Below are 20,900 nucleotides of genomic sequence, written 5' to 3'. Positions count from 1 at the left end.
AGGCCGAAGCCATACAGATGGGCAAGTCTGTGCGACTTTCCATCAGGCGCCCGGCAGTAAACCGACCGTCCAACGACCGACTGAGCGACAGGATCATGACTTGTTGCTCATGGCTCGCCAGCGTTCACCTAAGACGCAATCTCGCCTGAGCGAGGTTGCGTCACCTACGAGCGTTTAGGCGAGCTCAGGCAAGCCCTCAGCCAGGCATAGGCATTCGCCCTATACCCACGCAATCCTCGCCGGGCGATTTTTATCTGAACCGGACTACCCTAAGAGCTCAAGAAAAGGCAGCTTTGGCCAGAAGGGAATCACTGCGCCGGTGAGACTAGATTTTGGGGTTGTTGGTGTGATTGCACAGAGCATAAACAACGACAGTTAAAGCAACAGTTATACGGCACATGCCTTTGCACGTTTAAACGCCCTGCGCGTCGGGCTTTTGACCAACTGGGAGAAACAGCGATTGTCCCGGTTTCGACGCAGGCTCGACCTCAGCGCCAAGTGCGGGTCAAACTTTTCAAGGCTTGCTGGAGTCGGTCATTTGCTTTTGCGGACCGGTCACTAGTGATAAACGCGGATCGGTTGAAACCAGCGGCATAGGCCCCCACCGACTCCAATCTCTCATTGAAATGTCTGGTCTGCGCCTTTTCGAGCACCTCTGCCATTTTGGGCTCTGACTGTCGCAACCTCCTCAACAGGACGGGCCTAGCCTGCGGGCGAATCAACCGAAAATAGCTTCCGAGTTTACGGTAGTTAAAATTCAGCAAGTCTGCGGGACGTTGAAGCTGAAAGTGGGCACAGCCTTCCTGATTAAGATTGACTTCGACCCGGCAGCACCGCTTGTTCGGTGCAAGGGCTTGCCTGTTGTCGGTGACCTTTCGATAGACCCGCATGAACGCGAAATTCGGTTGATCAATAGCGGCGTATTTTGCGTCCTTGTGCCCAAGGTAAAGAGTTTCTCGCGGGTAGGGCCGGCGCTCAACGTCACCACTAAATAGAGCCTCCACCTTCTTGGCAGCTTGGGATGCGCGACTGGCAGCCTGAATTCCCGGTGCCTCCCACGGGTAAAGCTGACCAATCAGCCATTGGCGCACTTGCTCCAAGCGCTCATCCCGGTCGGCTAATAACAATGACCGACCCTTTTTTGGAAAGAAGTCCAAGCTCACTTCCAGAGCTTCAAGCACCGCGTTCGGAGCCTTTTCTGCAATAGTGCTGACCTCCTCCGGACGCGGATCGTGCAGCGTAAAGATCGCGTTGCCCGTAAATGGATCGACGTGCCTTTTGAGTCGAGAAGAGGGCAAGCCGAAATCCACGAACGGGCAGGAAAACTTCATGAAGTCGATGCACGGCGAAATTTGATAACAGCTCAGGTCGAAATCAGACGCGCCCGGTGGTAGGAATGAGTTGGTCATAAAGGCAAGCTCAGATGAATTCCGACCGAGCATAAAAGATCGTGCGAGGACTTCAAGGGGCTCGACAGTGGCAGTTTTCCTCACCGCTGGTTGCCTTGGGACATTTGCCCGGACGGGCCACAAGGACGGTTCGTGCGGTGCCAGAATCTCCCTATAAGCTTCCATCAAGTTGAGCGCCAGACAATGACTTCAATGCCTCCGCATACGTGATCCATTCCTAGGAGGTGCCCTTGGGACACTTCACGTTGCAGGAGCTTTGAACTCCTACAAACTGCTCCTACAATCCATGACGTTTCTTCCTATAAATCATTGGCTTACGTGACACTTGGGTTTAGGTTCGATTCCCTTCACCCGCTCCAATCGAATTTTGATCTCACGTTAAGGTGGTTTTGACGGGGGATGTAGAGATAGAAAAAAACCGGTCCTGAGTGGCCGGTTTTTTGTGGGCGGGATTTAGTGAACAGTTTCTTCGGGCTGAATGGCCAGTCAGTGCCTGCAAAATCAGGTGTAGATCAACCATTCACTGGTGGCACGAAAGTGGCCCTGCTAGCGTTTTTCTTGCGCCAATAAAGGATTTCGTCAATGCAATAGGGTTTCAGGGCCTCGCGACCGTTATGGCATTGCACTGGTACGGTTGCATCTCGTCAATGCGAAGACTACTATCTCCCAAAACGGGAGGACTTGCGGTGCGAGTGATTGCAAAAGGGACATTGCGGGAATTTTGGGAAAGCAGTCCAGCCTACACTGACGCAGAAACACCGCTTGTTGAATGGTATCGACATATGGAAAAAGCCATCTATCGCACGCCTCAAGAGGTCAAGGCGGAGCTGAGAACGGCCAGCATCCTCAAGGGCGGCAGGGTTGTATTCAACATCGGCGGCAACAAATATCGAGTGATTCTGACAATCGACTATCAACGACAGCTCGGCTTCATCAGATTCGTTGGCACCCACGCCCAATATGATCAGATCAACGCGGAGACCGTGTAATGGACATTAAACCTATTCGCAGCCAGGAAGACCTGACCGCTGCATTTGCTCGAGTGGAGCAACTGTGGGGTGCCGAAATCGGTTCGCCTGAAGGCGATGAGCTGGAAATTCTGGCGCTGCTCATCGAAAAATACGAAGACGAGCATTACCCAATGCCGCCCTCCGATCCGATTGAGGCCATCAAATTCCGCATGGATCAGCAAGGCCTGACCCCTCGTGATCTGGAACCTTTCATCGGTACGAGCGGGCGCGTATCCGAAGTGCTGAACCGTAAGCGCAAACTGAGTCTGTCGATGATCAAGCGTTTGCACGATGGTTTGCGAATTCCGTACGAGAGTTTGCTCGCCGGTGCTGCCTGACGGGTGGCCAAGACGAAAACCGGTCCTTGGTGACCGGTTTTTTTGTGGGCGGAATTTGTGTGGACTGCTAGTCAACGACTGCCGAATCAGGTGTCGATCAACCATTCACTGGCGGCACAAAAGTGGCCAATTTACGAAAAGGCAACGTCCTACACGACGCGGGGAATTGTCCGTACACTTGCGCATTGCTGTGTCTTTGTCACGAGGCCTATAGTCCGATCCGCGCCCAAATGGCGTATCGGGTTTGGCGACTCGATGACAACGATTCAGAAATCTCCGAGTTTTTTCGGAGCATTTTCTGACTGCACTTTGCTGCGCTTTTTTTGGTGGCTGTGCGTGGGAGACCTTCGGGTCTGCCGGTTTTACCGTTGTCCGGTTCGCCAACCTGCGTACAGCTACCGCCCTATTGTTTGGCGACGATTGAGTGGTAGGTCTTTCACCTACTAACGGTAATCACGCATGAAAGAATATATGGCTTTAACCAGCAACGCCGACGATCTCCCCTCGTTATTCGTCAATACCACCCAACCGCTGCACTCACTGCTCAGCACGGCCAGTTACAGAATTCGAGCCGTGACGCAGATCCTCGAAAACCTCGCGATGCGAGGTGATATCACGACTGACTCGGTCATCCTCAGCGATTTTGCATTGCTGTGCTGTGTGCCTTTGCGCGATGGTTGCGATGTGCTGGATGTCATCGCTCGACGCATGGATGCGGAACCATCCTGACGTGATAGCGGGCGCCTTTCGGGGCGTCCTTTGCGTTTCATGGCCGACTATTGTGACGTATCACTGTGGCGAGGGAGCTTGCTCCCTCGCCACAGGTTCAGTGTGTTCTTACCGAGTCGCGACAATAAACAACCGCGGAAACGGCAACAGCACCGAACCATCGCTCAACGCCGGATAAGCCTGCTCTATCGCAGCATGGTATTGCTTGAGGTATTGCGCCTTTTCCGCATCATCCAGCGGCTCAAGAAACGGCCGCAAACCGCTGCCCTTGAACCACTCGACCACGCCCGACGCACCGTCCGCCAGCGGATGATGGTAAGTGGTGCGCCACACATCGACTCGCGCACAGTGCGGTTGCAGCATCGAGTAGTAATCGCTGGCACTCGCCATCTCTGTGCGTTGCCCGGCCGCGTCCGCCAGTTTGCTGGCCCATGGGCCTTCGGCGGCCACTTCGCGCATCAGGCGATGGGACGGCTCGTTGAGGTTGTCGGGCATCTGAATGGCCAGGCTGCCGCCCTGGGTCAGTCTGGAGGCCAGCGAAGGCAGTAACGTCCCGTGATCGGGCAACCACTGCAACACTGCGTTGGCGAATATCACATCGAACGGGCCGCTATCGTTCCAGGTGCCGATATCAACGGTGTCGAACTGCACGTTTGGCAAGCGCTTGCGAGCGGCTTCTATCATGTCGGTCGAACTGTCGACACCACGCACCGTGGCGCCGGTGAAGCGCTCGACCAGCAACTCGGTCGAATTGCCGGGACCGCACCCGATGTCGATGGCCGAGCGCGCGTCCACGGGCGGGATGGCGGCGAGCAGATCTCGTGCCGGGCGGGTGCGTTCATCTTCAAAAGCGACGTATTGTTTGGCGGACCAACTCATTGCGTTCTCCTGTCGGTGCGTTGTTGTGGGCAGAGGCGGACAACCGGTTCGATACGATACCTCGGCAGAGGCTGTCTGCCCTATCCCACCTTTGGCCAACGCAATCGTTGGTCGGTTGAAATAAGACTCAATGACCAGGTCCTTTGTGTAGCTGTTGGCGAAGCCTGCGTCCGGCTGCGCAGCAGTCGTAAACCCTGAGTTCTCGGTCTCCCTGAAACACCGAGCCGCATGATTTCACGACTGCTACGCAGCCGGACGCAGGCTTCGCCAGCTGCTACAAAACTCGCCTCACCGCCGAATCCGGGAATGTCAGCAGAATTTTCAACACGCCGTCGCTGTCTGAAATTCAGGCGCATCCCTATAAGGAACACGGCAATGAAATTCGCAAAAATCTCGCAGAAACTCGCCCTGTGGGCCGGAAGCCCCAAGACGTTTATGGGGGCGCTGATTCTTATTGCTCTGTGGGGCTTGAGTGGGCCGATTTTTGGTTTCAACGATACTTGGCAACTGGTGATCAACACGTCCACCACGATCATCACGTTCCTGATGGTGTTCCTGATCCAGAACACGCAGAACCGCGATACCGACATCCTGCATTTGAAAATCGATGAGTTGCTGCGGGTGAACAAGGAGGCAAAGAACGCGATGCTGGGGCTGGAGGTACTGGACCTCAAGCAACTGGAAGCGCTGCGCAAACACTATCGCGCCATGGGCGAAAAAGAGGTGCATGACCTGGCGGGGCTGGCGACGTCGAGCCAGCGCAAACAGAATTTGAATGAGTGCTGAGCAAAATAAAACGGCGCGTGATGTGAGTCACGCGCCGTTTTCTTTAAATGTCACTAACGACCGGCCTGCAACGCCCTGGCCATTTGCAGATGGTTTTGCAGTTTGGGCAGGGTTTCTTCAGCGAAGGCTTTGATTTCCGGCAAGTCGGTGGTCTGCGCTTCCTGTTGGAGTTGTTCAATGGCTGCCTGGGTGGTTTTCTCCTGACTCGCGGCGTAGGCCTGATCAAAGGTTGCACCGTCCATCACTTGCGGCATCAAGGCTTTGGCCTTCTCGACCACTTCTTCCCGCGGGGCTACTGGCAAATCCAGTTGTTTGGCGATTTTCGCCAAACGCTGGTTGGCGGTAGTACGGTCATTGATGACGACGATGGTGTAGTCCTTGACCTCTTTGGATTCGGTTTTCTGGTGTGCCAGTCGACTGGCTTCAATGTCGGCCATGCTTTGGGCCGAAGCATCGTTGATGAATTCTGCGGGGGACTGGGCAAAAGCGCTGCTGGCACACAGGCTCAGTAACGTGACAAAACCTGCGTGACGTATTCGGGTGGCCATCCTGTTCATGGTCGCGCCCTCCTTGTAAAAAAATTCAAACGGGAGCTTTCGCCCCCGCCTCTCAATCAACACCACTACTTGGATTTCTGACCACCTTTGCGGCCCATTTCGGGTTTCGAAGAGTCTTTATCAACAGTCGTAGTGGTAGTTTTCCCACCTTTGCGACCGGCTTCAGACGCCTTAGTTCGATCGTTGGCGAAGTTTCCCGAGTTCGAGTTTCTTGAGTTAGGCATGATTCTCTACCTCTTGGTTATGACCCAGGCGAGCAACAGCCCGCATAAAATCAGAATCGACGAGCCCCAAAAGGTTTAGAAAAGCTGAAAACGCAGCGACAAACGGCGGCGCAGTTTCAGACTTCGAGCCGCAGATGATGCTGGCGTTTGGCGGTGTACATGGCCTCGTCGGCATGCCTGAGCAACTGCTGTTCTTCGGTGCCGTGTTCGGGGAAATGAGCGACGCCGATGCTGATCTGGATGTTCAGGCTGTGCCCGTCCAGACGCAGCGGCTGCGCCAGGACCTGAAGTATTTTTTCCGACACACGGTCAGCGTCCTCCGAAGCGTGGATGCTGTGCAGCAGCACCACAAACTCGTCGCCGCCGATGCGTGCCACGGTGTCGGTTTCGCGTACGCAACCCTTCAGTCGATTGGCCACCGCTTGCAACAGCATGTCGCCCACCGTATGGCCGTGGGTGTCGTTGACGTCCTTGAAGCGATCAAGGTCGACGTACAGCAACGCCATGCGCCCGCCATCTGCCCGAGCCAGCGCCAATGAAGCCTTGAGACGATCACGCAGCAGCCCGCGATTGGGCAGTTGAGTCAGCTGGTCGTACTGCGCCATTTGTTGCAGTCTGGCAAGCAATTGCTTGCGCTCGATGGCGGTCGCGACCTGAGCGCAGACGTATTGCAACAGTTCCTTGTCCTGCTCCGTGTAGCGCTCGCCCCCCGGCACGCTTTTGACGATGAGCGCGCCGATGGTGCCGTTTTTCGAGTTCAGTGGCACGCCCAGCCAGCACGGCGAATTCGGGCCTTCGACCGACATCTCGAAGCCTGCATGCGAATGGTCCTGTTCCGGGGACAGTAAAATCGGCTGACCGCTGCGGATCACTTCCGCACACAGGCGCCCGGTCATGGTGTCAGGCTGCTCGGGTTGCAGTTCATCGTCGTCGACGTGATAAGGGAAATTCAGCTGCGCGCAGTGTTCGTCATAAAGCGCCACGGAGAAATTCAGTGCGGGCAGCCATTCGCCGATGATCAAGTGAACGCGTTTGAACAGCGTCAGTAAATCTTCCGCTGTGTGGGCCGCCTCGGAGATCGCATACAACGCCGCTTGCCGGGATTCGGCCTGCTTGCGTTCGGTGATGTCCCGGGCCACGGCGATGCGCAACTGATCGACTTCCGACCAGCGTGCCGACCAGAGGATATGCACCACTTGGCCGTCCTTGCGCAGGTAGCGGTTTTCGAAGTTGAGTTTGGGCTCGCCGCCCATGATTTCTCGAGCGGCGTCGAGGGTGCGCTGGCGATCGGCAGGATGCACCAGATCAATCATCGACTGGCCGATCATTTCGTCGGGGGTGTAACCGAAAATGCGCTCGAAAGCCGCACTGACAAATACGAAGCGACCTTGCTTGTCGACCGCGCAAACGGCGTCCAGCAACAGATCGATGTAGCTCGCCAGCGGCGCGGAGTTTCTGTTTGCCATGGTGCCCTGCTCTAGATTCAAGCCTTGTTCGCGACCAACCCGGGCAACGCGTGCGCCAGGGCGTTAATGGCAAAACCGATAAACATTACCCCGCACAACCGGGTGATCGCCAGTTCATGGCGTTGATACAAGGTACGAACCTGCCGCGCACCGACGATGCCGATGAGAATAGCGTAGGCGATCAGGCCACCGACGAAGCTCAGGACAATCAACCAAGGCAACATCGACCAGTGCAGCAGTTCCGCGCGACTCGACAATAGCGCCGTGAACGTGGCCACCGCCACCGGGTAAGCCTTGGGATTGGTCAGACCGAACAGAATGCCGTGCCAGAACGGCTGGCGAGCCGGGCCTTGAGGCGCCTCTGCACTGCTGCGTTTCGCCCGCACGGCGCGCAAACCGAGCCAGAACAAATAGAGACCGCTGAGCACGCCCAAGACATCGAACGCCGTGCTGCCGATTTCCCGCGCACCGACAATCGCGATCAACGCGGTGCTGCACCAGACCACATCCCCGAGCAGATGCCCGCACAAGAACCCCGCCCCTGCCCGCCGACCGCGCGCAGCACCAATGCCGAACACCGCCAACACACCCGGCCCCGGCGTGATGCCGTAGATGAAGCCCGAGGCGAGAACAGCCATTAGCAGCGATGGAGTCATCGGGAAATCCTTTTGAACTGTTTGGTGAATGGGCGCCAGTCTATCCCAGCCCCCGCGCCACAATCATCAACTGCGCGCTATCCCGTCCTCAATCCGCCCATTCAACCAATTCAACGCCTGATCCCCGCCCCGCCGCTTGTGCCACACAAGCACAAACGTAAACGACGGAATATGAAACGGTGGCGGCACCACCACCAACGACCGCTCATCAACGTCGCGCAGTCCACGCGACGCCACAGTCAGAATCAAATCCGTGCCGCTGATGAATTCCGGCGCCACGCTCCAGTGCGGCAGGCTGATTGCCACGCGACGGCGTTCGCGCAATGCCGTCAGGGCCCGTTTGATTTCCGGGGTGCCGCTGCCGCGCATTTCCAGCAGGACATGCGGGCGGGCGAGGTAGGTTGGCAGGTCGAGGACTCCGTCAGCGGGCAGGCTGTTGCGGTCGACGAGGCAGGCGTAGTGCTCTTCGAATAGCGGGGTGCTGCGTAACTCGTTCGGCAACTCTGGAAAGACGCCCGCCGCGACGTCGATGTCGCCGTTGAGCACGCCATCAAGCATGCCTTCGCGGCTGGCGTGGCTGATTTGCAGGTCGATACCGGGCGCTTCCCGGCGCAAGGTTCGAATCAGCCCTGGCAAGACAATCGCGGCGCCGTAGTCCGACATGGCCAGGCGAAAGGTGCGCTTGGTGGTGGCCGGATCGAAGGTGTTCGGCGCCAACAGCGATTGCACCTGGGCCAGCGCTTCGGCCAGCGGGGCGACGAGCTCCAATGCTCGCGGCGTGGCAACGAGACCTGCACCCGCGCGCACCAGCAATGGATCGCCGAGAAGGTCACGCAATCGCGCCAGGGCATGGCTGACCGCCGGCTGACTCAAGTGCAGGCGCTCGGCGGCGCGGGTCACGTGCTGCTCGCTGAGCAAGGCGTCGAGGATTACCAACAGGTTAAGGTCGATGCGCCGTAGATCATTCATCTGATGCATGTTCTGGATAGCAATTTGGAATTTAAATCTGCGCGACGAATACTCTAGAGTCCAGCAAAACCTGTTGGAGAATGACCATGAGTACGTTGCATTGGGCCGGGTTGTTGCTGCTGGCCGTGATTGCCGGGGCGGTGGTGCCCTTTCAGAGCGCGATCAACGCCAACCTCACGCGCGGTTTGGGCCATCCGTTGTGGGCGACGCTCGCGTCATTGCTGGTGAGTATTGTGGTGTTGTTGCCGATTATTGTGGCGCTGCGTTTACCGTTGCCGTCGATGGGGTTTATCAGCAAGGCGCCGCTGTGGATGTGGGCCGGAGGGGCGTTTGGGGTGTGTTTCATTTCGTTGGCGCTGATGCTGCTGCCCAAGCTCGGGGCTTCGGGGTTTATTGCTTTGGCGCTGGCGGGACAGGTGGTGGCGTCGTTGGTACTGGATCACTTTGGGTTGTTTGGGTTGGTGGAACGGCAGATGACCTTGCCGCGGGTGTTGGGGGCGGTTTTTTTGATAGTCGGTGTGGCGCTTATTCAGTTCAGTGGGACGCCGGCCAAGGGATTGGTGACGGTGGGTTGAGGGGACAACTGACAGTGAGATATTGACTGTCAGGCCGCCATCGCGAGCAGGCTCGCTCCCACCTTTGATCGGCGGCGGGGCACAGATCGAGTGTGGGAGCGAGCCTGCTCGCGATGGCGGCCCATGCAGCACCGCAGATTTTAGAACTTGTCGAGCGTACGCAGCTTCTGCGGCAACCCCCACATCAACAACGCAACGGCGATCAGCGCGGCGACGCCGATTACGTAAAGCGCGGGAGTGGTGCTGCCGGTCAGGTCCTTTATCCGTCCGACCATTACCGGGCTGACGATGCCGCCGAACTGACCGAGGGTGTTGATCACCGCAATCCCGCCCGCCGCCCCTGCGCCGGCACCGGCCAGCAGTTTTGGCGGCAGGGTCCAGAAGCTTGGGATCGACGCGATGATCCCGGCGCCGAGCAAGCCCAGCGCAACAATCAGGAAGGTCGTGTGGTTGGCGAAGATCCCGGCGCAGAAGAACCCCACCGCGCCCACCGCCACCAGGCCTGCGACAAACTTGCGCCGCTCACCGGTCGAGTCTGACAACCGCCCGATCACCACCATGCTGATTGCGCCGCAGATGTAAGGGATGGCAGTCAGCAAACCGATCATCACCGGGCTTTCAGTGCCCGCACTGCGGATCAGTTGCGGGGCCCAGAAATTCAAGCCGTAGGACGCCACTTGAATCAGGAAGTAGATCAGCCCCAGCGTCAGGAAACCCGGAATACGTAGCGCGGCGAGCAGCGAGCCGCCACTCTTGTGCGGTTCATGGTGCGCGATGCGGCTGGCCAGCAGCGTCTTCTCTGACGGCGTCAGCCAATGGGCGTCTTCGATGCGGTCCTTGAGCAACGTCAGCACCAGCAAGCCGAGGCCAATGCACGGCACGCCACCGAGCAGGAACAGCCAGTGCCAGCCGCGCATGTCGAGGAAGCCATCGAGGTGTTGCAGCACCAATCCGGAGAACGGTGCGCCGACCAGACCGGCAAACGCCGAGGACAGAAACAGCATCGACGTGATACGTCCGCGATAGTGCTGCGGGAACCACAGCGTCAGGTAATACAGCACGCCCGGCGCAAAACCGGCCTCCATCGCGCCAATCACAAAGCGCAGCGCGTAGAACTGCCATTCGCTGTTGACGAAGACCATGGCAGCAGTGGCGAGGCCCCAGGACATCATGATCCGGGCGATCCAGCGCCGCGCGCCGACCTTGTACAACATCATGTTGCTTGGCACTTCGAATATCACGTAACCGACCACAAACAGCCCGGCGCCGAGGCCGTAAGCGGTGTCGCTCAGGCTCAGGTCGGTTTGCAGCTGGAACTTGGCGAAGCTGATGTTGATGCGATCGAAAAACGCGAACAGGTAGCAGACCATGATCAGCGGCATCAGGCGCCAGGCGACCTTGCTGACCAGGGCTTTTTCTTCGTCGTGGCTAACGGACGGGCTCGCACCCGCCTCCAGTACATTGAGGCTCATGATGATTCTCCAGGCGGACTTCCCGTGGGTGTCCGATTGTTTTTGTTGTCTGGTTGAGATGTGTAGGAGCCGAGCTTGCTCGCGATAGCGGTGGTTCAGTCGACATCAATCCTGGATGTGACTCTGTCATCGCGAGCAAGCTCGGCTCCTACAGGGGTTCGGTGTGGTCAGGAAGGGCTTGGGTGCAGGTCGCAATTGCGGCCGGCCTTGGCCAGTTGACCGGGCACTTCATGGCCCAGCAGCGCGGGCAATCCTCGGGACAAGCGCAGCAGCAGCGGCAGATCGATGCCGGTGTGGATGCCGATTTCATCGCACAGGTTGACCAAGTCTTCGGTACAAATATTGCCCGAAGCACCCGGTGCGAACGGGCAACCACCGAGCCCGCCAAGCGCCGCGTCGAACCTTCGGGCTCCGGCCTCGTAGGCCGCCAGCACGTTGCACAAGCCAAGGCCGCGGGTGTTGTGGAAATGCAGGGTCAAATCCACGGGCGAAACCCGTTGCAGGACTCGACGGACCAGGCGGTCAACCTGTCGTGGATTGGCCATGCCGGTGGTGTCGGCCAGGGTAATGCCTTGAATCCCGAGTTCCTGATAGGCATCGACGATTTGCAGCACGCGATCCTCATCAATCTTGCCTTCGAACGGGCAGCCAAACGTGGTGGCGATGCTGCCGTTGAGTCGCACCTGCGTGCCCTTTACGTAGCGCACAATCTCGCCGAACGCGGCCAACGAGTCTTCGCAACGCATGCGCATGTTTGCCAGGTTGTGAGTCTGGCTGGCGGACATCACCAGGTTCAGCTCATCGGCTTGCGTCGCCAATGCCCGTTGCGCGCCCTTGAGATTGGGGATCAACGCGACGTAGATCACCCCCGGTTGCCGGGTGATGCCCTTGAACACCGACTCGCCATCGCGTAACGCTGGAATGGCTTTGGGCGACACGAACGAGCCGGCTTCGATGCGGCTGAAACCGGCCAGCGACAGCTGATCGATCAGGGCAATCTTGTCGGCGGTTTCGACCCACGTCGGCTCAATCTGCAAACCGTCGCGCGGTGAGACTTCCTGAACGATCAGGGTTTGGGAAAAGTCAGTGATCATTGCACCACCCCTTCAGTTTTCAGGCGTTCAATGTCGGAGTCCGTCAGGCCCAACCCAGCGAGAATCCCGTCGGTGTGCTGGCCCAGGCTTGGTCCCGACCAGTTCACCTCTCCGGGGGTTTCCGAAAGCTTTGGCACGATACCCGGCATCTTCACTTTGGCGCCGCCCGGCAGGTCGGCACTGAGCAACATGTCTCGCGCCTGATAATGCGGATCGGCGACGATGTCGGCCACCGAATAGATGCGCCCGGCGGGGACTTCGGCAGCTTCCAGCGCCGACAACACAGCGTCGATTGGCAGGCTGCTGGTCCAGTGGGTGATCGCGGCGTCGAGCACATTACTTTTCAATGCACGGCCATCGTTATGGGCGAATTCCGCTGCATCAGCCAGATCCCGCCGACCGATGACCTCCATCAAGCGCTTGAAGATCGGGTCGCTGTTGCCGGCAATCACCACATAAGCGCCATCGGCCGTCAGGTAGGTATTGGACGGAGCGATGCCCGGCAAGGCGCCACCGCTGCGCTCACGGACATGGCCGAGCATGTCGTATTCCGGCACCAGGCTTTCCATGACATTGAACACGCTTTCGGCCAGCGACACATCGACCACTTGCCCTCCGCCCTGCCCGGTCTTGACCCGCAGCAACGACATCAAGGCGCCGATCACCGCATGCAGCGACGCGAGGGAATCGCCGAGGCTGACGCCCACCCGCGCTGGCGGTGAACCGGGGGTGCCAGTGGTGTAGCGGATCCCGCCCATGGCCTCGCCGATCGCACCGAAACCCGGCCGATCACGGTAGGGGCCGGTCTGGCCATAACCGGAAATCCGCACCAGCGTCAGATTGGGATTGAGGGCGTGCAAAACGTCCCAGCCCAAGCCGAGTTTTTCCAGGGCGCCGGGGCGCAGGTTTTCGATCAGCACGTCGGCACTGGTCGCCAGTTGCTTGACCAGTTCGATGCCTTCAGGGGATTTGAGGTTGAGCGCCAGCGACTTCTTATTGCGCGATTGCAGGTACCACCACAGCGACGTGCCTTCGTGCAGTTTTCGCCACTTGCGCAGGGGATCGCCCTGGCCCATGGCTTCGATTTTGATCACCTCGGCGCCGAACTCGGCAAGCATGCGCGCGGCAAAGGGTGCGGCGATCAGCGTGCCGATCTCGATCACTTTGATGGCGCTCAGTGGGGCAGTCATCGCGGGGTACCTCTTGTTCTTGGAATATGAGCCAAGGCTAGAGGAGCGAGGGGTGAGGAATCCAACCTTCAGTTGGCAACGGGCGTTCGTGAAATGCGAACGCAATGGAAGATTGCCGCGACCTCAGGTCAGTCATCGCGAGCAGGCTCGCTCCCACACTGGATCTGCGGCGTCCACAAATCCCCTGTAGGAGTGAGCCTGCTCGCGATGAGGCCAGCACAATCAACAAAAAAATATCAGCCCGCCCCACGCAACTGCTCAAACAACATCCGACTCACCGGCGACAATCCCGCTTCATCCCGCACCACAATGATCAACGCCCGATCCGACCACTCATCCGTCAACGGCACCGCGTGCAGCCCCAACGCCCGGCCAAACAACTCATAAGCCTTTTGCGGCAAAATCCCGATGCCCATATTGGCCTGGACCATCCGGCACATTGCATCGAAACCCGGCACATGAATGCGCAATCGCAGCACTTTGCCCGCCTGGCGCGCCGCGGCATGGGTGCGCATGTTGATCGAACTGGCAGCATGCAAACCGACGTAATCGCTGTCCAGCGTGTCCGCAAACGCCAGGTTCGAATGGCTCGCCAACGGATGATCAGGCAGCATCAACACCACCAGCTTGTCCTGCCGGTACAGCACGCTGTGCAGCCCCTTGATGTCGCTGTCGATGGAGCAAATGCCGAGGTCCGCCACGCCGTCCAGCACCCCCTGAATCACCCCGCCGCTGGGCCGTTCTTCAAGGTCGGTCTTGACCTGCGGATGGCGCTCGGAAAAGTCCCGCAGGTCCTCGGGCAAAAACTGAATGATCGCCGACAGGTTGGCGAGCATGCGCACATAGCCGCGAATGCCGTGACTGTGTTCGCCCAGTTCAAGGCCCATTTTCTCAACGTTGAACAGCATCTGCCGGGCGTGGTGCAGCAAGGTTTCGCCGGCCGGCGTCAGGGTCATGCCTTTGGCCTGGCGCACGAACAGACTGATCCCCAGCGCCTCTTCCAACTCCATCAAGCGCTTGCTGGCCGCCGACACCGCGATGGCTTCACGCGCGGCGGCACGGGTCAGCGTGCCCTCTTCGTGGACGGCGACGAACAGCTGGAGGGTGATCAGGTCGAGACGGCGGATCAGGCTTTTTTGCAGCATGGAGGGCTCGATGACTTCTGCGCGGCTGAATGGGCAGGATAACCGGGTTTTGCCCCACATCCACACAGCCATCGCCCTACACATAAATCTCTTGTAACACTCAACCGAAGCGGAAACGGCCGATTCAGCGTCAATGTCGCACTCTGTAAAGTCTGGCAACACACACGGACGGCTTCACCACTCAAGGACAGACACTTCAAATGGACCAGACAACGCACGCGGCAAATACCTTCACCAACTATCGAAAACTGATCGCGCTGGCCGATCACGACTGGGAAACCGCAGAAGCCGGGAAAGTCGCTGGACTGAATGTCGACATCAGAAGCAGCAACCGCATGGTTGACCAGCACGGACGCGCGTTTCATCACTTCTGCACCAGCTCATACCTGGGCCTGGATCACCATCCCGACTTGCTCGACGGCGCCATGACCACCTTGTGGGAAACCGGCACCCTGCGCGTCGCCAACTCAAAAAACCGCTGCAAACTGGCGATCCTCGAACAGTACGAAACCGAGCTGTCAGCGTTGTTCGGCGCCACTTGCCTGAGCACCTTGTCGTGCAGCGCGGCGAGTGCCGGCATCCTGCCGCTGCTGGCCAGCGGCGTGTTCACCGAAAACCGGCCGCCGGTGATGGTGTTTGACCGCTTGGCGCACTACTCGATGAATCACCTCAAAGCCGCCTGCGCCGATGAAACCAGGGTCGTGACCAGTCCGCACAACGACATGGATTTTCTGGAAACCCAGTGCCAGCAAAACACCAGGGTCGCGTATGTTGCCGACGGTGCGTACAGCATGGGCGGGGTCGCCGACATGGACAGTCTTTTGTACCTGAAGGACCGTTATGGGTTGTTTCTCTACCTCGACGACTCCCATGCGCTATCCACCGTTGGCACATTCGGTGCCGGCCTGGTGCGCCCCAGGTTTCAGGCCCTGGAAGATGACGGCCTGATCGTTGCCTCATTGGCCAAATCGTTTGGCGCCAGCGGCGGGCTGGTGATGCTGGGCAATGAACGGCAGAAAAAGCTGATTCAACGCTACGGCGGCCCCAGCAATTGGTCGCAAAGCCTGAACAGCGCGGCCATCGGTGCGGGCAGAGCCTCCATCGAGTTGCATCAAACGCCGGCATTTGCCGCGTTGCAGGAAAAACTTCAGGTTAATATCCGGCTCTTTGACAGCCTGATCCGAACCGCACAGCACGGCAGCAACATGGCAATTCGATTGATCCACTGCGGTGAAGCGGTGCTGGCCAACCGCATCGCCATCGCATTGGCCAATCTCGGTTTCTTCACCTCGGCGGTGTTTTTTCCGGTGGTCGCACAAGGCAAGGCTGCTCTGAGAATCACTTTACGGGCGGACATGGAACCGATGCTGATCCGCCACTTTTGTGAGCTCGTCACTGAGCTTTTATGCACACCCGCCGGGGTCGTCGGCGACTGAACACCAGGGAAGATGTCATGAAGAGCAGCACCACCCTCCTCGTCACTTGCAGCACGGTTTTTCTCGCTCAACTGGGCATGAGCATTTACCTGCCGGCGCTGCCGGAAATGGCTCGGCATTTGTCAGCCGACGCCTCGCAGGTGTCCTGGGGGTTGGCGGTGTACTTGATCGGGATGGCGCTGCCGATGTTGTTCTGGGGCAGCCTTGGTCAGCGCATCGGTCGCAAGCCGGTATTGCTCGCGGCGCTGGGCATTTATGGGCTGGGCAACCTTGCACTGCCGCTGGGCCAGACACTTGAATCGTTCCTGATGATTCGACTGATTCAGGGCATCGGTGCCAGCGGAATTTCGGTGATGGCCCGGGTGCTGATCCGCGACAGCTTCCGCGGCGATCTGCTGGCTAAGGCGTTGTCGTGGATTTCGATTTCATTTGTGGTGGCGCTGGGAATCGGCCAGTACTTGGGGTCGATTATTCAGGTGGCGCTGGGCTGGTCAGCGATCTTCTATCTGTTAGGGGGCGCGAGCCTGTTGATGGCGACGGTTGTGGCGCGGGTCCCGTTTGCGCTGCTGACCGAGGACAATGTGCAGTCGTCCGCATGGCCGAGTTACGGGCGCATTCTGCGCGATCGTGCCTTCCTGCTGCCGGCCCTCACCGGCGGCCTCGGTTATGGGGTGATCGTCGCCTTCAACACCGCCGCGCCGTTGATTCTGCAAGGTCCGTTCAATTGGTCGGCTGTGGAATACGGGCTGCTGGGCTGGCCGATCAGCGCGGCATATTTTTTGGGGGCGTTGGGGGTCAATGGCTTGGTACTGCGCACCGGTCAGCGCCGATTGATGTCGGCCGGCGTCGGACTGGTACTGGCCGGCAGCGCGGTGATGTTATTGGGCAGCGTCACCGGCACAGCCATTGCGCTGCTGTTCTGGTTGCCCTATTGCGTGGCGGTGTTCGGGCAATCGCTGACCTACCCGATCAGCCTGTCGCTGGCTAACGACGGCTCACCGGTAGGCGGCGCTTATGCGATGGCCCTGAGCGGCTTTATTCATCAACTGATGGCTGCCGTGATTGGCGCGATTGCCAGCCTGATTGCCAGTCCGCAGGCGTGGCCACTGTCGCTGTTGTGCACGTTGCTGGCGGTGGGCGCGATGCTCTGCGTGATGCTCGCGCCGGGTCGCCAACCTACATGTTGATCTGACTCGACGCCCGGCCGTGATAAAGTCGCCGCCCATTAGCCCCTTTGCTTCGAGACGACCACCGCAATGACCGATTTCCAGGATGTTGATGCCCAACTTGAAGACTGGAACGCCTTGCGCGCCACCGCCTCGTTCAGCGGCTTGCTGGTAGGCAACGGCGCCAGCCGCGCCGTGTGGGACGATTTTGGTTACGACTCGCTGTTCGAGAATGCACGCACTGTCGAAGAAAAACCCCTGAGCCAATCCGAGCTGAGCGTGTTCGAGGCGATGCAGACGCGCAGTTTCGAACAAGTCCTGAGCGCGCTGAAAACCACCAGCCGGGTCAACAAGGCGTTGGCTGTCAGCTCCGCCGCACCGCGCAATCGCTATTACGCGATCAAGGAAGCGCTGATCAACACCGTGCACGCCGTGCATATTCCATGGCGGCTGGTGGTGCCTTCGACCCTGGCGATTATTAGCCAGGAACTGGGCAACTATCGGACGGTGTTCACCACTAACTATGACTTGCTTAATTACTGGTCCATCCAGCATCAGCCAGACGCGATCACCGACCTGTTCCAGGGCACCGAGCCGGGCTTTGACCTGAGCGTCACGGCGACCGAGAAAACCCGTTTGTTGTACCTGCACGGTGGTTTGCATCTGGTGCGAAACCAGGACGGCACAGCGCGTAAATTGATGTCGACCGAGGGCACGTTGCTCGGCAGTTTCGCGATCAACAATACGATCAAGACGCTGGATGACGTGCCGCTGTTTGTGAACGAAGGGCCGGCGCAGGACAAGCTCAAGACGATTCGCAGCTCGGATTATCTGTCGTTTTGTTATGACCAGTTATTGGGGCATGGCGACGGGTTGTGCGTTTTTGGTCATGCGTTGGGCGAGCAGGACAGTCATATCGTTCATGCGCTACGCCAGGCAAAACCAACCGTGGTGGCGATCTCGATTTATCCGCGCAGCAAAGCGTTTATTCAGCATCAGAAGCGGCATTACGCGAAGGTGTTTGAGGGGACGGGATCGCAATTGCGGTTTTTTGATTCGAAGACGCATGTGCTGGGTAGTCCGAAGCTGACTGTTCCAGTCGAGGTTTAGTGCCGGAGCGGCTGCCGCCATCGTCGGATCGCCGCCCGGAGCCGGCTCGCTCCCACAATAGGTTATCGGTGTGTTTAGAGCACCGGCAAGGTCTTGTCCTTGATTACCGTGGTCGGCCCGTTGGCCTTGACACTGGCGATGCCTTTTTCCCGTGCGGCATCGGAGGAATAGGCTTCGCTGCTGCCGATGATTTCGTGGTTGGCGGCTTTGAGGTTGAAGTAAGGATGGCCATCCTTGGTGGTCTTTTTCTCGTAGCGTTCATCCAGCGGACTGTTCTTTTGCACCGAGGCAATGCCGTTGTCGGCCGCGCTGCGGGTGGTGTAATGCTCGCTGGACAGAATGGTTTCGGCATTGGCCGCCTTCAAGACAAACCGAAACTGGCCGCTGCTGGTTTTGCTCACTTCATACCATCCGGACATGCTCTTTCTCCTTGGCAATTGAGAGGCTTCGCGCTTCAGAGTAAAGACCAGCCAGGGAAATCTGTCGCCTGTTCCGGCCCCTTCGCGGGCAAGCCACGCTCCTACAGTGTATTTGCGTGTATCAGTCCATTGTGGGAGCGGGCTTGCCCGCGAAGGGGTCAACATGGTCTGCGCTACTTCACCACCGACCGAACCACTGACAACTCCGGCGCAACCACCCGTCGCTGACTCAGATAGCGCATACAACTCACCCGCAAAAACGACGCAAAATTCACCACTTCCCCGCGATAATCCATCACCTCCTCATAGAGCTTGGCGATCAACTGATTAGTGGTCATACCGTCGACTTCGGCGATTTCGCTGAGGATGTCCCAGAACTGATTCTCCAGCCGCAGGGTGGTGACCACCCCGCAGATGCGCAGCGAGCGGGAGCGCGATTCGTAGAGGATCGGATCGGCCTTGACGTAGAGCTCGCACATGGACAAGTCCCTCGTTACAGCGTGATTTTGGTACCCAGCAACCCGAGAAAACCGGCGAGCCAGCTCGGGTGCGCCGGCCAGGCCGGGGCGGTGGCCAGATTGCCTTGAACATGGCCCTGCGTCACCGGGATGTCGATGAACGTACCGCCGGCCAGTCGCACTTCCGGGGCACAGGCCGGGTAAGCGCTGCACTCGCGTCCTTCGAGAACGCCGGCCGCCGCCAGCAATTGCGCGCCATGGCACACGGCAGCAATCGGCTTGCCGGCCTTGTCGAACGCTCGCACCAAACCCAAAACTTTTTCATTCAGGCGCAGGTATTCCGGCGCACGGCCGCCGGGGATCAGCAGCGCGTCGTAGTCGGCTTCAGCGACTTTTGCGAAGTCGAAGTTCAGGGCGAACAAGTGGCCGGGCTTTTCGCTGTAGGTCTGGTCGCCTTCAAAATCGTGGATCGCCGTGCGCACGGTCTGGCCCGCGGTTTTGTCCGGGCAAACGGCGTGGACGGTATGACCGACCATCAGCAGTGCCTGGAACGGCACCATCACTTCGTAGTCTTCGACGTAATCGCCGACCAGCATCAGGATTTTTTTAGCAGCCATGGGGAGGACTCCTCTGGGGGACATTCGCAGGAGTATTCAAGGTAGTCCTTATCCGCGGGGTCGGGTAATAACCTGCTACTACCGCGTTATCGTTCATCGCTAGCAGGCTCGCTCCCACCGTTGATCGCATTCCAATGTGGGAGCGAGCCTGCTCGCGAAGGGGCCCTAAAACTGTACGGATAACTCTGCGCCTAGCTGTAACAGCGCAGTCGGCGCAGTTTGTGGCTAGATGAAAACTCTTCCCCCACTCTGAATTCTGGTTGCCATCATGTCCTCGCGCGAAAACACCGGCATGGCCCTCGGCCTGCTCGGTGTTGTGATCTTCAGCCTCACCCTGCCCTTCACACGGATCGTCGTGCAGGAATTGCATCCGCTGCTCAATGGCCTCGGCCGGGCGTTGTTTGCGGCGGTGCCGGCGGCGTTGCTGTTGCTGTGGCGTCGGGAGAAATGGCCGACCTGGAAACAGGTCAAAGGCCTGACCCTGGTGATCGCCGGAGTCATTCTGGGTTTTCCGGTGTTGTCGGCGTGGGCCATGCAAACCTTGCCGGCGTCCCATGGTGCCTTGGTCAATGGTCTGCAACCGCTGTGCGTGGCGCTGTACGCCGCGTGGTTGTCCCATGAACGACCGTCAAAAGCCTTCTGGGCCTGCGCCGCGCTGGGCAGTGCGTTGGTGCTCGGTTATGCGCTGATCAGCGGTGCGGGCAGCATTCAGGCCGGTGATTTGCTGATGCTCGGGGCGATTGCGGTGGGTGGTTTGGGTTACGCCGAGGGCGGACGCCTGGCCAAGGAGATGGGCGGCTGGCAGGTGATCTGCTGGGCGCTGGTGCTGTCGACGCCGCTGTTGATCGGGCCGGTGGTGTACCTGGCGCTACAACATCAGGGCGAGATTTCGGCCAAGACCTGGTGGGCGTTTGGTTACGTTTCGCTGTTTTCGCAATTCATCGGCTTCTTCGCCTGGTACGCAGGGCTGGCCATGGGTGGGATTGCTCGGGTCAGCCAGATTCAGCTGCTGCAGATCTTCTTCACCATCGCCTTCTCGGCACTATTCTTCGGCGAACACATCGAGCCGATCACCTGGCTGTTTGCTGCCGGGGTGATTGTTACCGTCATGTTGKGCCGCAAGACCGCGGTTAAACCCGCACGCATTGCCACCGCCTAAACTGTAGGAGCCCGGCTTGCCGGCGATGGCGTCCTT

The 20,900-nt window shown here is 58.8% G+C and carries 23 protein-coding genes; 9 read left to right on the top strand and 14 right to left on the bottom strand.

Annotated features, from left to right (window positions below; all coding sequences use genetic code 11):
* Window positions 1-488 precede the first annotated feature (488 nt).
* On the bottom strand, window positions 489-1,409 hold the full coding sequence (locus AC1DWM_RS06125; protein ID WP_477794820.1) for a hypothetical protein: 921 nt from the start codon (window positions 1,407-1,409) through the stop codon (window positions 489-491).
* 686 nt (window positions 1,410-2,095) lie between these two features.
* Between AC1DWM_RS06125 and AC1DWM_RS06120 the strand changes: the two genes are divergently transcribed.
* From AC1DWM_RS06120 to AC1DWM_RS06110, 3 genes are all read left to right on the top strand, one after another.
* Window positions 2,096-2,398, top strand: a complete 303-nt coding sequence (locus AC1DWM_RS06120; protein WP_477794819.1) for a type II toxin-antitoxin system HigB family toxin — start codon at window positions 2,096-2,098, stop codon at window positions 2,396-2,398.
* Complete coding sequence (locus AC1DWM_RS06115; RefSeq protein ID WP_477794818.1) at window positions 2,398-2,757, top strand: helix-turn-helix domain-containing protein; 360 nt, start codon at window positions 2,398-2,400, stop codon at window positions 2,755-2,757. The genes AC1DWM_RS06120 and AC1DWM_RS06115 overlap by 1 nt, the downstream gene beginning before the upstream one ends.
* A gap of 459 nt (window positions 2,758-3,216) precedes the next feature.
* Window positions 3,217-3,486, top strand: coding sequence for a short-chain dehydrogenase (locus AC1DWM_RS06110; protein ID WP_223511298.1), 270 nt, complete (start codon window positions 3,217-3,219; stop codon window positions 3,484-3,486).
* A 108-nt stretch (window positions 3,487-3,594) separates the two neighbouring features.
* On the opposite strand, the gene tam is transcribed toward AC1DWM_RS06110, so the two are convergent.
* Window positions 3,595-4,365, bottom strand: coding sequence for a trans-aconitate 2-methyltransferase (gene tam, locus AC1DWM_RS06105; RefSeq protein ID WP_223511297.1), 771 nt, complete (start codon window positions 4,363-4,365; stop codon window positions 3,595-3,597).
* A gap of 375 nt (window positions 4,366-4,740) precedes the next feature.
* Here tam and AC1DWM_RS06100 point away from each other — a divergent pair, with 375 nt between their 5' ends.
* Entirely contained in the window at window positions 4,741-5,151 is a 411-nt protein-coding gene (locus tag AC1DWM_RS06100) for a low affinity iron permease family protein (protein ID WP_223511296.1), read from the top strand.
* Window positions 5,152-5,204: 53 nt separating this feature from the next.
* On the opposite strand, the gene AC1DWM_RS06095 is transcribed toward AC1DWM_RS06100, so the two are convergent.
* The 5 genes from AC1DWM_RS06095 to AC1DWM_RS06075 all read right to left on the bottom strand — a co-directional run bounded on the left by AC1DWM_RS06095 (window position 5,205) and on the right by AC1DWM_RS06075 (window position 9,032).
* Window positions 5,205-5,708: a DUF4142 domain-containing protein gene (locus AC1DWM_RS06095; RefSeq protein WP_223511295.1), complete on the bottom strand. Its 504-nt coding sequence runs from the start codon at window positions 5,706-5,708 to the stop codon at window positions 5,205-5,207.
* A gap of 65 nt (window positions 5,709-5,773) precedes the next feature.
* Window positions 5,774-5,932, bottom strand: a complete 159-nt coding sequence (locus AC1DWM_RS06090) for a KGG domain-containing protein (protein ID WP_007947610.1) — start codon at window positions 5,930-5,932, stop codon at window positions 5,774-5,776.
* Window positions 5,933-6,048: 116 nt separating this feature from the next.
* Window positions 6,049-7,398, bottom strand: a complete 1,350-nt coding sequence (locus AC1DWM_RS06085; RefSeq protein ID WP_477794817.1) for a sensor domain-containing protein — start codon at window positions 7,396-7,398, stop codon at window positions 6,049-6,051.
* Window positions 7,399-7,415: 17 nt separating this feature from the next.
* Window positions 7,416-8,054, bottom strand: a complete 639-nt coding sequence (locus AC1DWM_RS06080; protein ID WP_452625252.1) for a LysE family translocator — start codon at window positions 8,052-8,054, stop codon at window positions 7,416-7,418.
* Between the two features lie 66 nt (window positions 8,055-8,120).
* Window positions 8,121-9,032: a LysR substrate-binding domain-containing protein gene (locus tag AC1DWM_RS06075; protein ID WP_477794816.1), complete on the bottom strand. Its 912-nt coding sequence runs from the start codon at window positions 9,030-9,032 to the stop codon at window positions 8,121-8,123.
* 77 nt (window positions 9,033-9,109) lie between these two features.
* On the opposite strand from AC1DWM_RS06075, the gene AC1DWM_RS06070 reads away from it, so the two are divergent.
* Window positions 9,110-9,598, top strand: coding sequence for a DMT family transporter (locus AC1DWM_RS06070; RefSeq protein WP_477794815.1), 489 nt, complete (start codon window positions 9,110-9,112; stop codon window positions 9,596-9,598).
* A gap of 140 nt (window positions 9,599-9,738) precedes the next feature.
* On the opposite strand, the gene AC1DWM_RS06065 is transcribed toward AC1DWM_RS06070, so the two are convergent.
* The 4 genes from AC1DWM_RS06065 to AC1DWM_RS06050 all read right to left on the bottom strand — a co-directional run bounded on the left by AC1DWM_RS06065 (window position 9,739) and on the right by AC1DWM_RS06050 (window position 14,499).
* On the bottom strand, window positions 9,739-11,070 hold the full coding sequence (locus AC1DWM_RS06065) for an MFS transporter (RefSeq protein WP_059406759.1): 1,332 nt from the start codon (window positions 11,068-11,070) through the stop codon (window positions 9,739-9,741).
* A 167-nt stretch (window positions 11,071-11,237) separates the two neighbouring features.
* Window positions 11,238-12,164, bottom strand: a complete 927-nt coding sequence (locus tag AC1DWM_RS06060; RefSeq protein WP_223511287.1) for a hydroxymethylglutaryl-CoA lyase — start codon at window positions 12,162-12,164, stop codon at window positions 11,238-11,240.
* Window positions 12,161-13,354, bottom strand: a complete 1,194-nt coding sequence (locus AC1DWM_RS06055) for a CaiB/BaiF CoA transferase family protein (RefSeq protein WP_223511285.1) — start codon at window positions 13,352-13,354, stop codon at window positions 12,161-12,163. The genes AC1DWM_RS06060 and AC1DWM_RS06055 overlap by 4 nt, the downstream gene beginning before the upstream one ends.
* 236 nt (window positions 13,355-13,590) lie before the next feature.
* Window positions 13,591-14,499 (bottom strand): LysR family transcriptional regulator, encoded by a 909-nt coding sequence (locus tag AC1DWM_RS06050; protein ID WP_223511284.1) that lies wholly within the window; start codon window positions 14,497-14,499, stop codon window positions 13,591-13,593.
* A gap of 200 nt (window positions 14,500-14,699) precedes the next feature.
* On the opposite strand from AC1DWM_RS06050, the gene AC1DWM_RS06045 reads away from it, so the two are divergent.
* The 3 genes from AC1DWM_RS06045 to AC1DWM_RS06035 all read left to right on the top strand — a co-directional run bounded on the left by AC1DWM_RS06045 (window position 14,700) and on the right by AC1DWM_RS06035 (window position 18,211).
* Window positions 14,700-15,935 (top strand): aminotransferase class I/II-fold pyridoxal phosphate-dependent enzyme, encoded by a 1,236-nt coding sequence (locus AC1DWM_RS06045; RefSeq protein ID WP_477794814.1) that lies wholly within the window; start codon window positions 14,700-14,702, stop codon window positions 15,933-15,935.
* Between the two features lie 17 nt (window positions 15,936-15,952).
* Entirely contained in the window at window positions 15,953-17,122 is a 1,170-nt protein-coding gene (locus AC1DWM_RS06040; RefSeq protein ID WP_477794813.1) for a multidrug effflux MFS transporter, read from the top strand.
* A 69-nt stretch (window positions 17,123-17,191) separates the two neighbouring features.
* A complete protein-coding gene (locus AC1DWM_RS06035; protein WP_223511281.1) occupies window positions 17,192-18,211 on the top strand; it encodes a DUF4917 family protein in 1,020 nt (339 codons plus the stop codon).
* A 74-nt stretch (window positions 18,212-18,285) separates the two neighbouring features.
* On the opposite strand, the gene AC1DWM_RS06030 is transcribed toward AC1DWM_RS06035, so the two are convergent.
* The 3 genes from AC1DWM_RS06030 to AC1DWM_RS06020 all read right to left on the bottom strand — a co-directional run bounded on the left by AC1DWM_RS06030 (window position 18,286) and on the right by AC1DWM_RS06020 (window position 19,705).
* Window positions 18,286-18,630: a YegP family protein gene (locus tag AC1DWM_RS06030; protein ID WP_452625240.1), complete on the bottom strand. Its 345-nt coding sequence runs from the start codon at window positions 18,628-18,630 to the stop codon at window positions 18,286-18,288.
* A 173-nt stretch (window positions 18,631-18,803) separates the two neighbouring features.
* Window positions 18,804-19,109, bottom strand: a complete 306-nt coding sequence (locus tag AC1DWM_RS06025; RefSeq protein WP_223511279.1) for a ribbon-helix-helix domain-containing protein — start codon at window positions 19,107-19,109, stop codon at window positions 18,804-18,806.
* A 14-nt stretch (window positions 19,110-19,123) separates the two neighbouring features.
* Window positions 19,124-19,705, bottom strand: coding sequence for a DJ-1/PfpI family protein (locus AC1DWM_RS06020; RefSeq protein WP_223511278.1), 582 nt, complete (start codon window positions 19,703-19,705; stop codon window positions 19,124-19,126).
* Window positions 19,706-19,973: 268 nt separating this feature from the next.
* Here AC1DWM_RS06020 and AC1DWM_RS06015 point away from each other — a divergent pair, with 268 nt between their 5' ends.
* The gene (locus AC1DWM_RS06015; RefSeq protein ID WP_477794812.1) at window positions 19,974-20,864 is read left to right on the top strand and encodes a DMT family transporter; all 891 of its coding nucleotides are present in this window, start codon (window positions 19,974-19,976) and stop codon (window positions 20,862-20,864) included.
* The last annotated feature ends 36 nt before the right edge of the window (window positions 20,865-20,900 follow it).

The sequence above is a fragment of the Pseudomonas sp. P4_C8 genome, assembly GCF_056401975.1.
The sequence above is the reverse complement of the archived record's forward strand: the minus strand, read 5'-3'. Positions and strand labels throughout refer to the sequence as shown.

Coding starts and splice junctions, on each gene's coding strand:
- AC1DWM_RS06095 (WP_223511295.1), bottom strand. CDS start 5,708: ATGAACAGGATGGCCACCCGAATACGTCACGCAGGTTTTGTCACGTTA.
- AC1DWM_RS06090 (WP_007947610.1), bottom strand. CDS start 5,932: ATGCCTAACTCAAGAAACTCGAACTCGGGAAACTTCGCCAACGATCGA.
- AC1DWM_RS06065 (WP_059406759.1), bottom strand. CDS start 11,070: ATGAGCCTCAATGTACTGGAGGCGGGTGCGAGCCCGTCCGTTAGCCAC.
- AC1DWM_RS06055 (WP_223511285.1), bottom strand. CDS start 13,354: ATGACTGCCCCACTGAGCGCCATCAAAGTGATCGAGATCGGCACGCTG.
- AC1DWM_RS06050 (WP_223511284.1), bottom strand. CDS start 14,499: ATGCTGCAAAAAAGCCTGATCCGCCGTCTCGACCTGATCACCCTCCAG.
- AC1DWM_RS06025 (WP_223511279.1), bottom strand. CDS start 19,109: ATGTGCGAGCTCTACGTCAAGGCCGATCCGATCCTCTACGAATCGCGC.
- AC1DWM_RS06125 (WP_477794820.1), bottom strand. CDS start 1,409: ATGACCAACTCATTCCTACCACCGGGCGCGTCTGATTTCGACCTGAGC.
- AC1DWM_RS06040 (WP_477794813.1), top strand. CDS start 15,953: ATGAAGAGCAGCACCACCCTCCTCGTCACTTGCAGCACGGTTTTTCTC.
- AC1DWM_RS06035 (WP_223511281.1), top strand. CDS start 17,192: ATGACCGATTTCCAGGATGTTGATGCCCAACTTGAAGACTGGAACGCC.
- tam (WP_223511297.1), bottom strand. CDS start 4,365: ATGAGTTGGTCCGCCAAACAATACGTCGCTTTTGAAGATGAACGCACC.
- AC1DWM_RS06060 (WP_223511287.1), bottom strand. CDS start 12,164: ATGATCACTGACTTTTCCCAAACCCTGATCGTTCAGGAAGTCTCACCG.
- AC1DWM_RS06100 (WP_223511296.1), top strand. CDS start 4,741: ATGAAATTCGCAAAAATCTCGCAGAAACTCGCCCTGTGGGCCGGAAGC.
- AC1DWM_RS06075 (WP_477794816.1), bottom strand. CDS start 9,032: ATGCATCAGATGAATGATCTACGGCGCATCGACCTTAACCTGTTGGTA.
- AC1DWM_RS06115 (WP_477794818.1), top strand. CDS start 2,398: ATGGACATTAAACCTATTCGCAGCCAGGAAGACCTGACCGCTGCATTT.
- AC1DWM_RS06045 (WP_477794814.1), top strand. CDS start 14,700: ATGGACCAGACAACGCACGCGGCAAATACCTTCACCAACTATCGAAAA.
- AC1DWM_RS06110 (WP_223511298.1), top strand. CDS start 3,217: ATGAAAGAATATATGGCTTTAACCAGCAACGCCGACGATCTCCCCTCG.
- AC1DWM_RS06080 (WP_452625252.1), bottom strand. CDS start 8,054: ATGACTCCATCGCTGCTAATGGCTGTTCTCGCCTCGGGCTTCATCTAC.
- AC1DWM_RS06070 (WP_477794815.1), top strand. CDS start 9,110: ATGAGTACGTTGCATTGGGCCGGGTTGTTGCTGCTGGCCGTGATTGCC.
- AC1DWM_RS06085 (WP_477794817.1), bottom strand. CDS start 7,398: ATGGCAAACAGAAACTCCGCGCCGCTGGCGAGCTACATCGATCTGTTG.
- AC1DWM_RS06030 (WP_452625240.1), bottom strand. CDS start 18,630: ATGTCCGGATGGTATGAAGTGAGCAAAACCAGCAGCGGCCAGTTTCGG.
- AC1DWM_RS06020 (WP_223511278.1), bottom strand. CDS start 19,705: ATGGCTGCTAAAAAAATCCTGATGCTGGTCGGCGATTACGTCGAAGAC.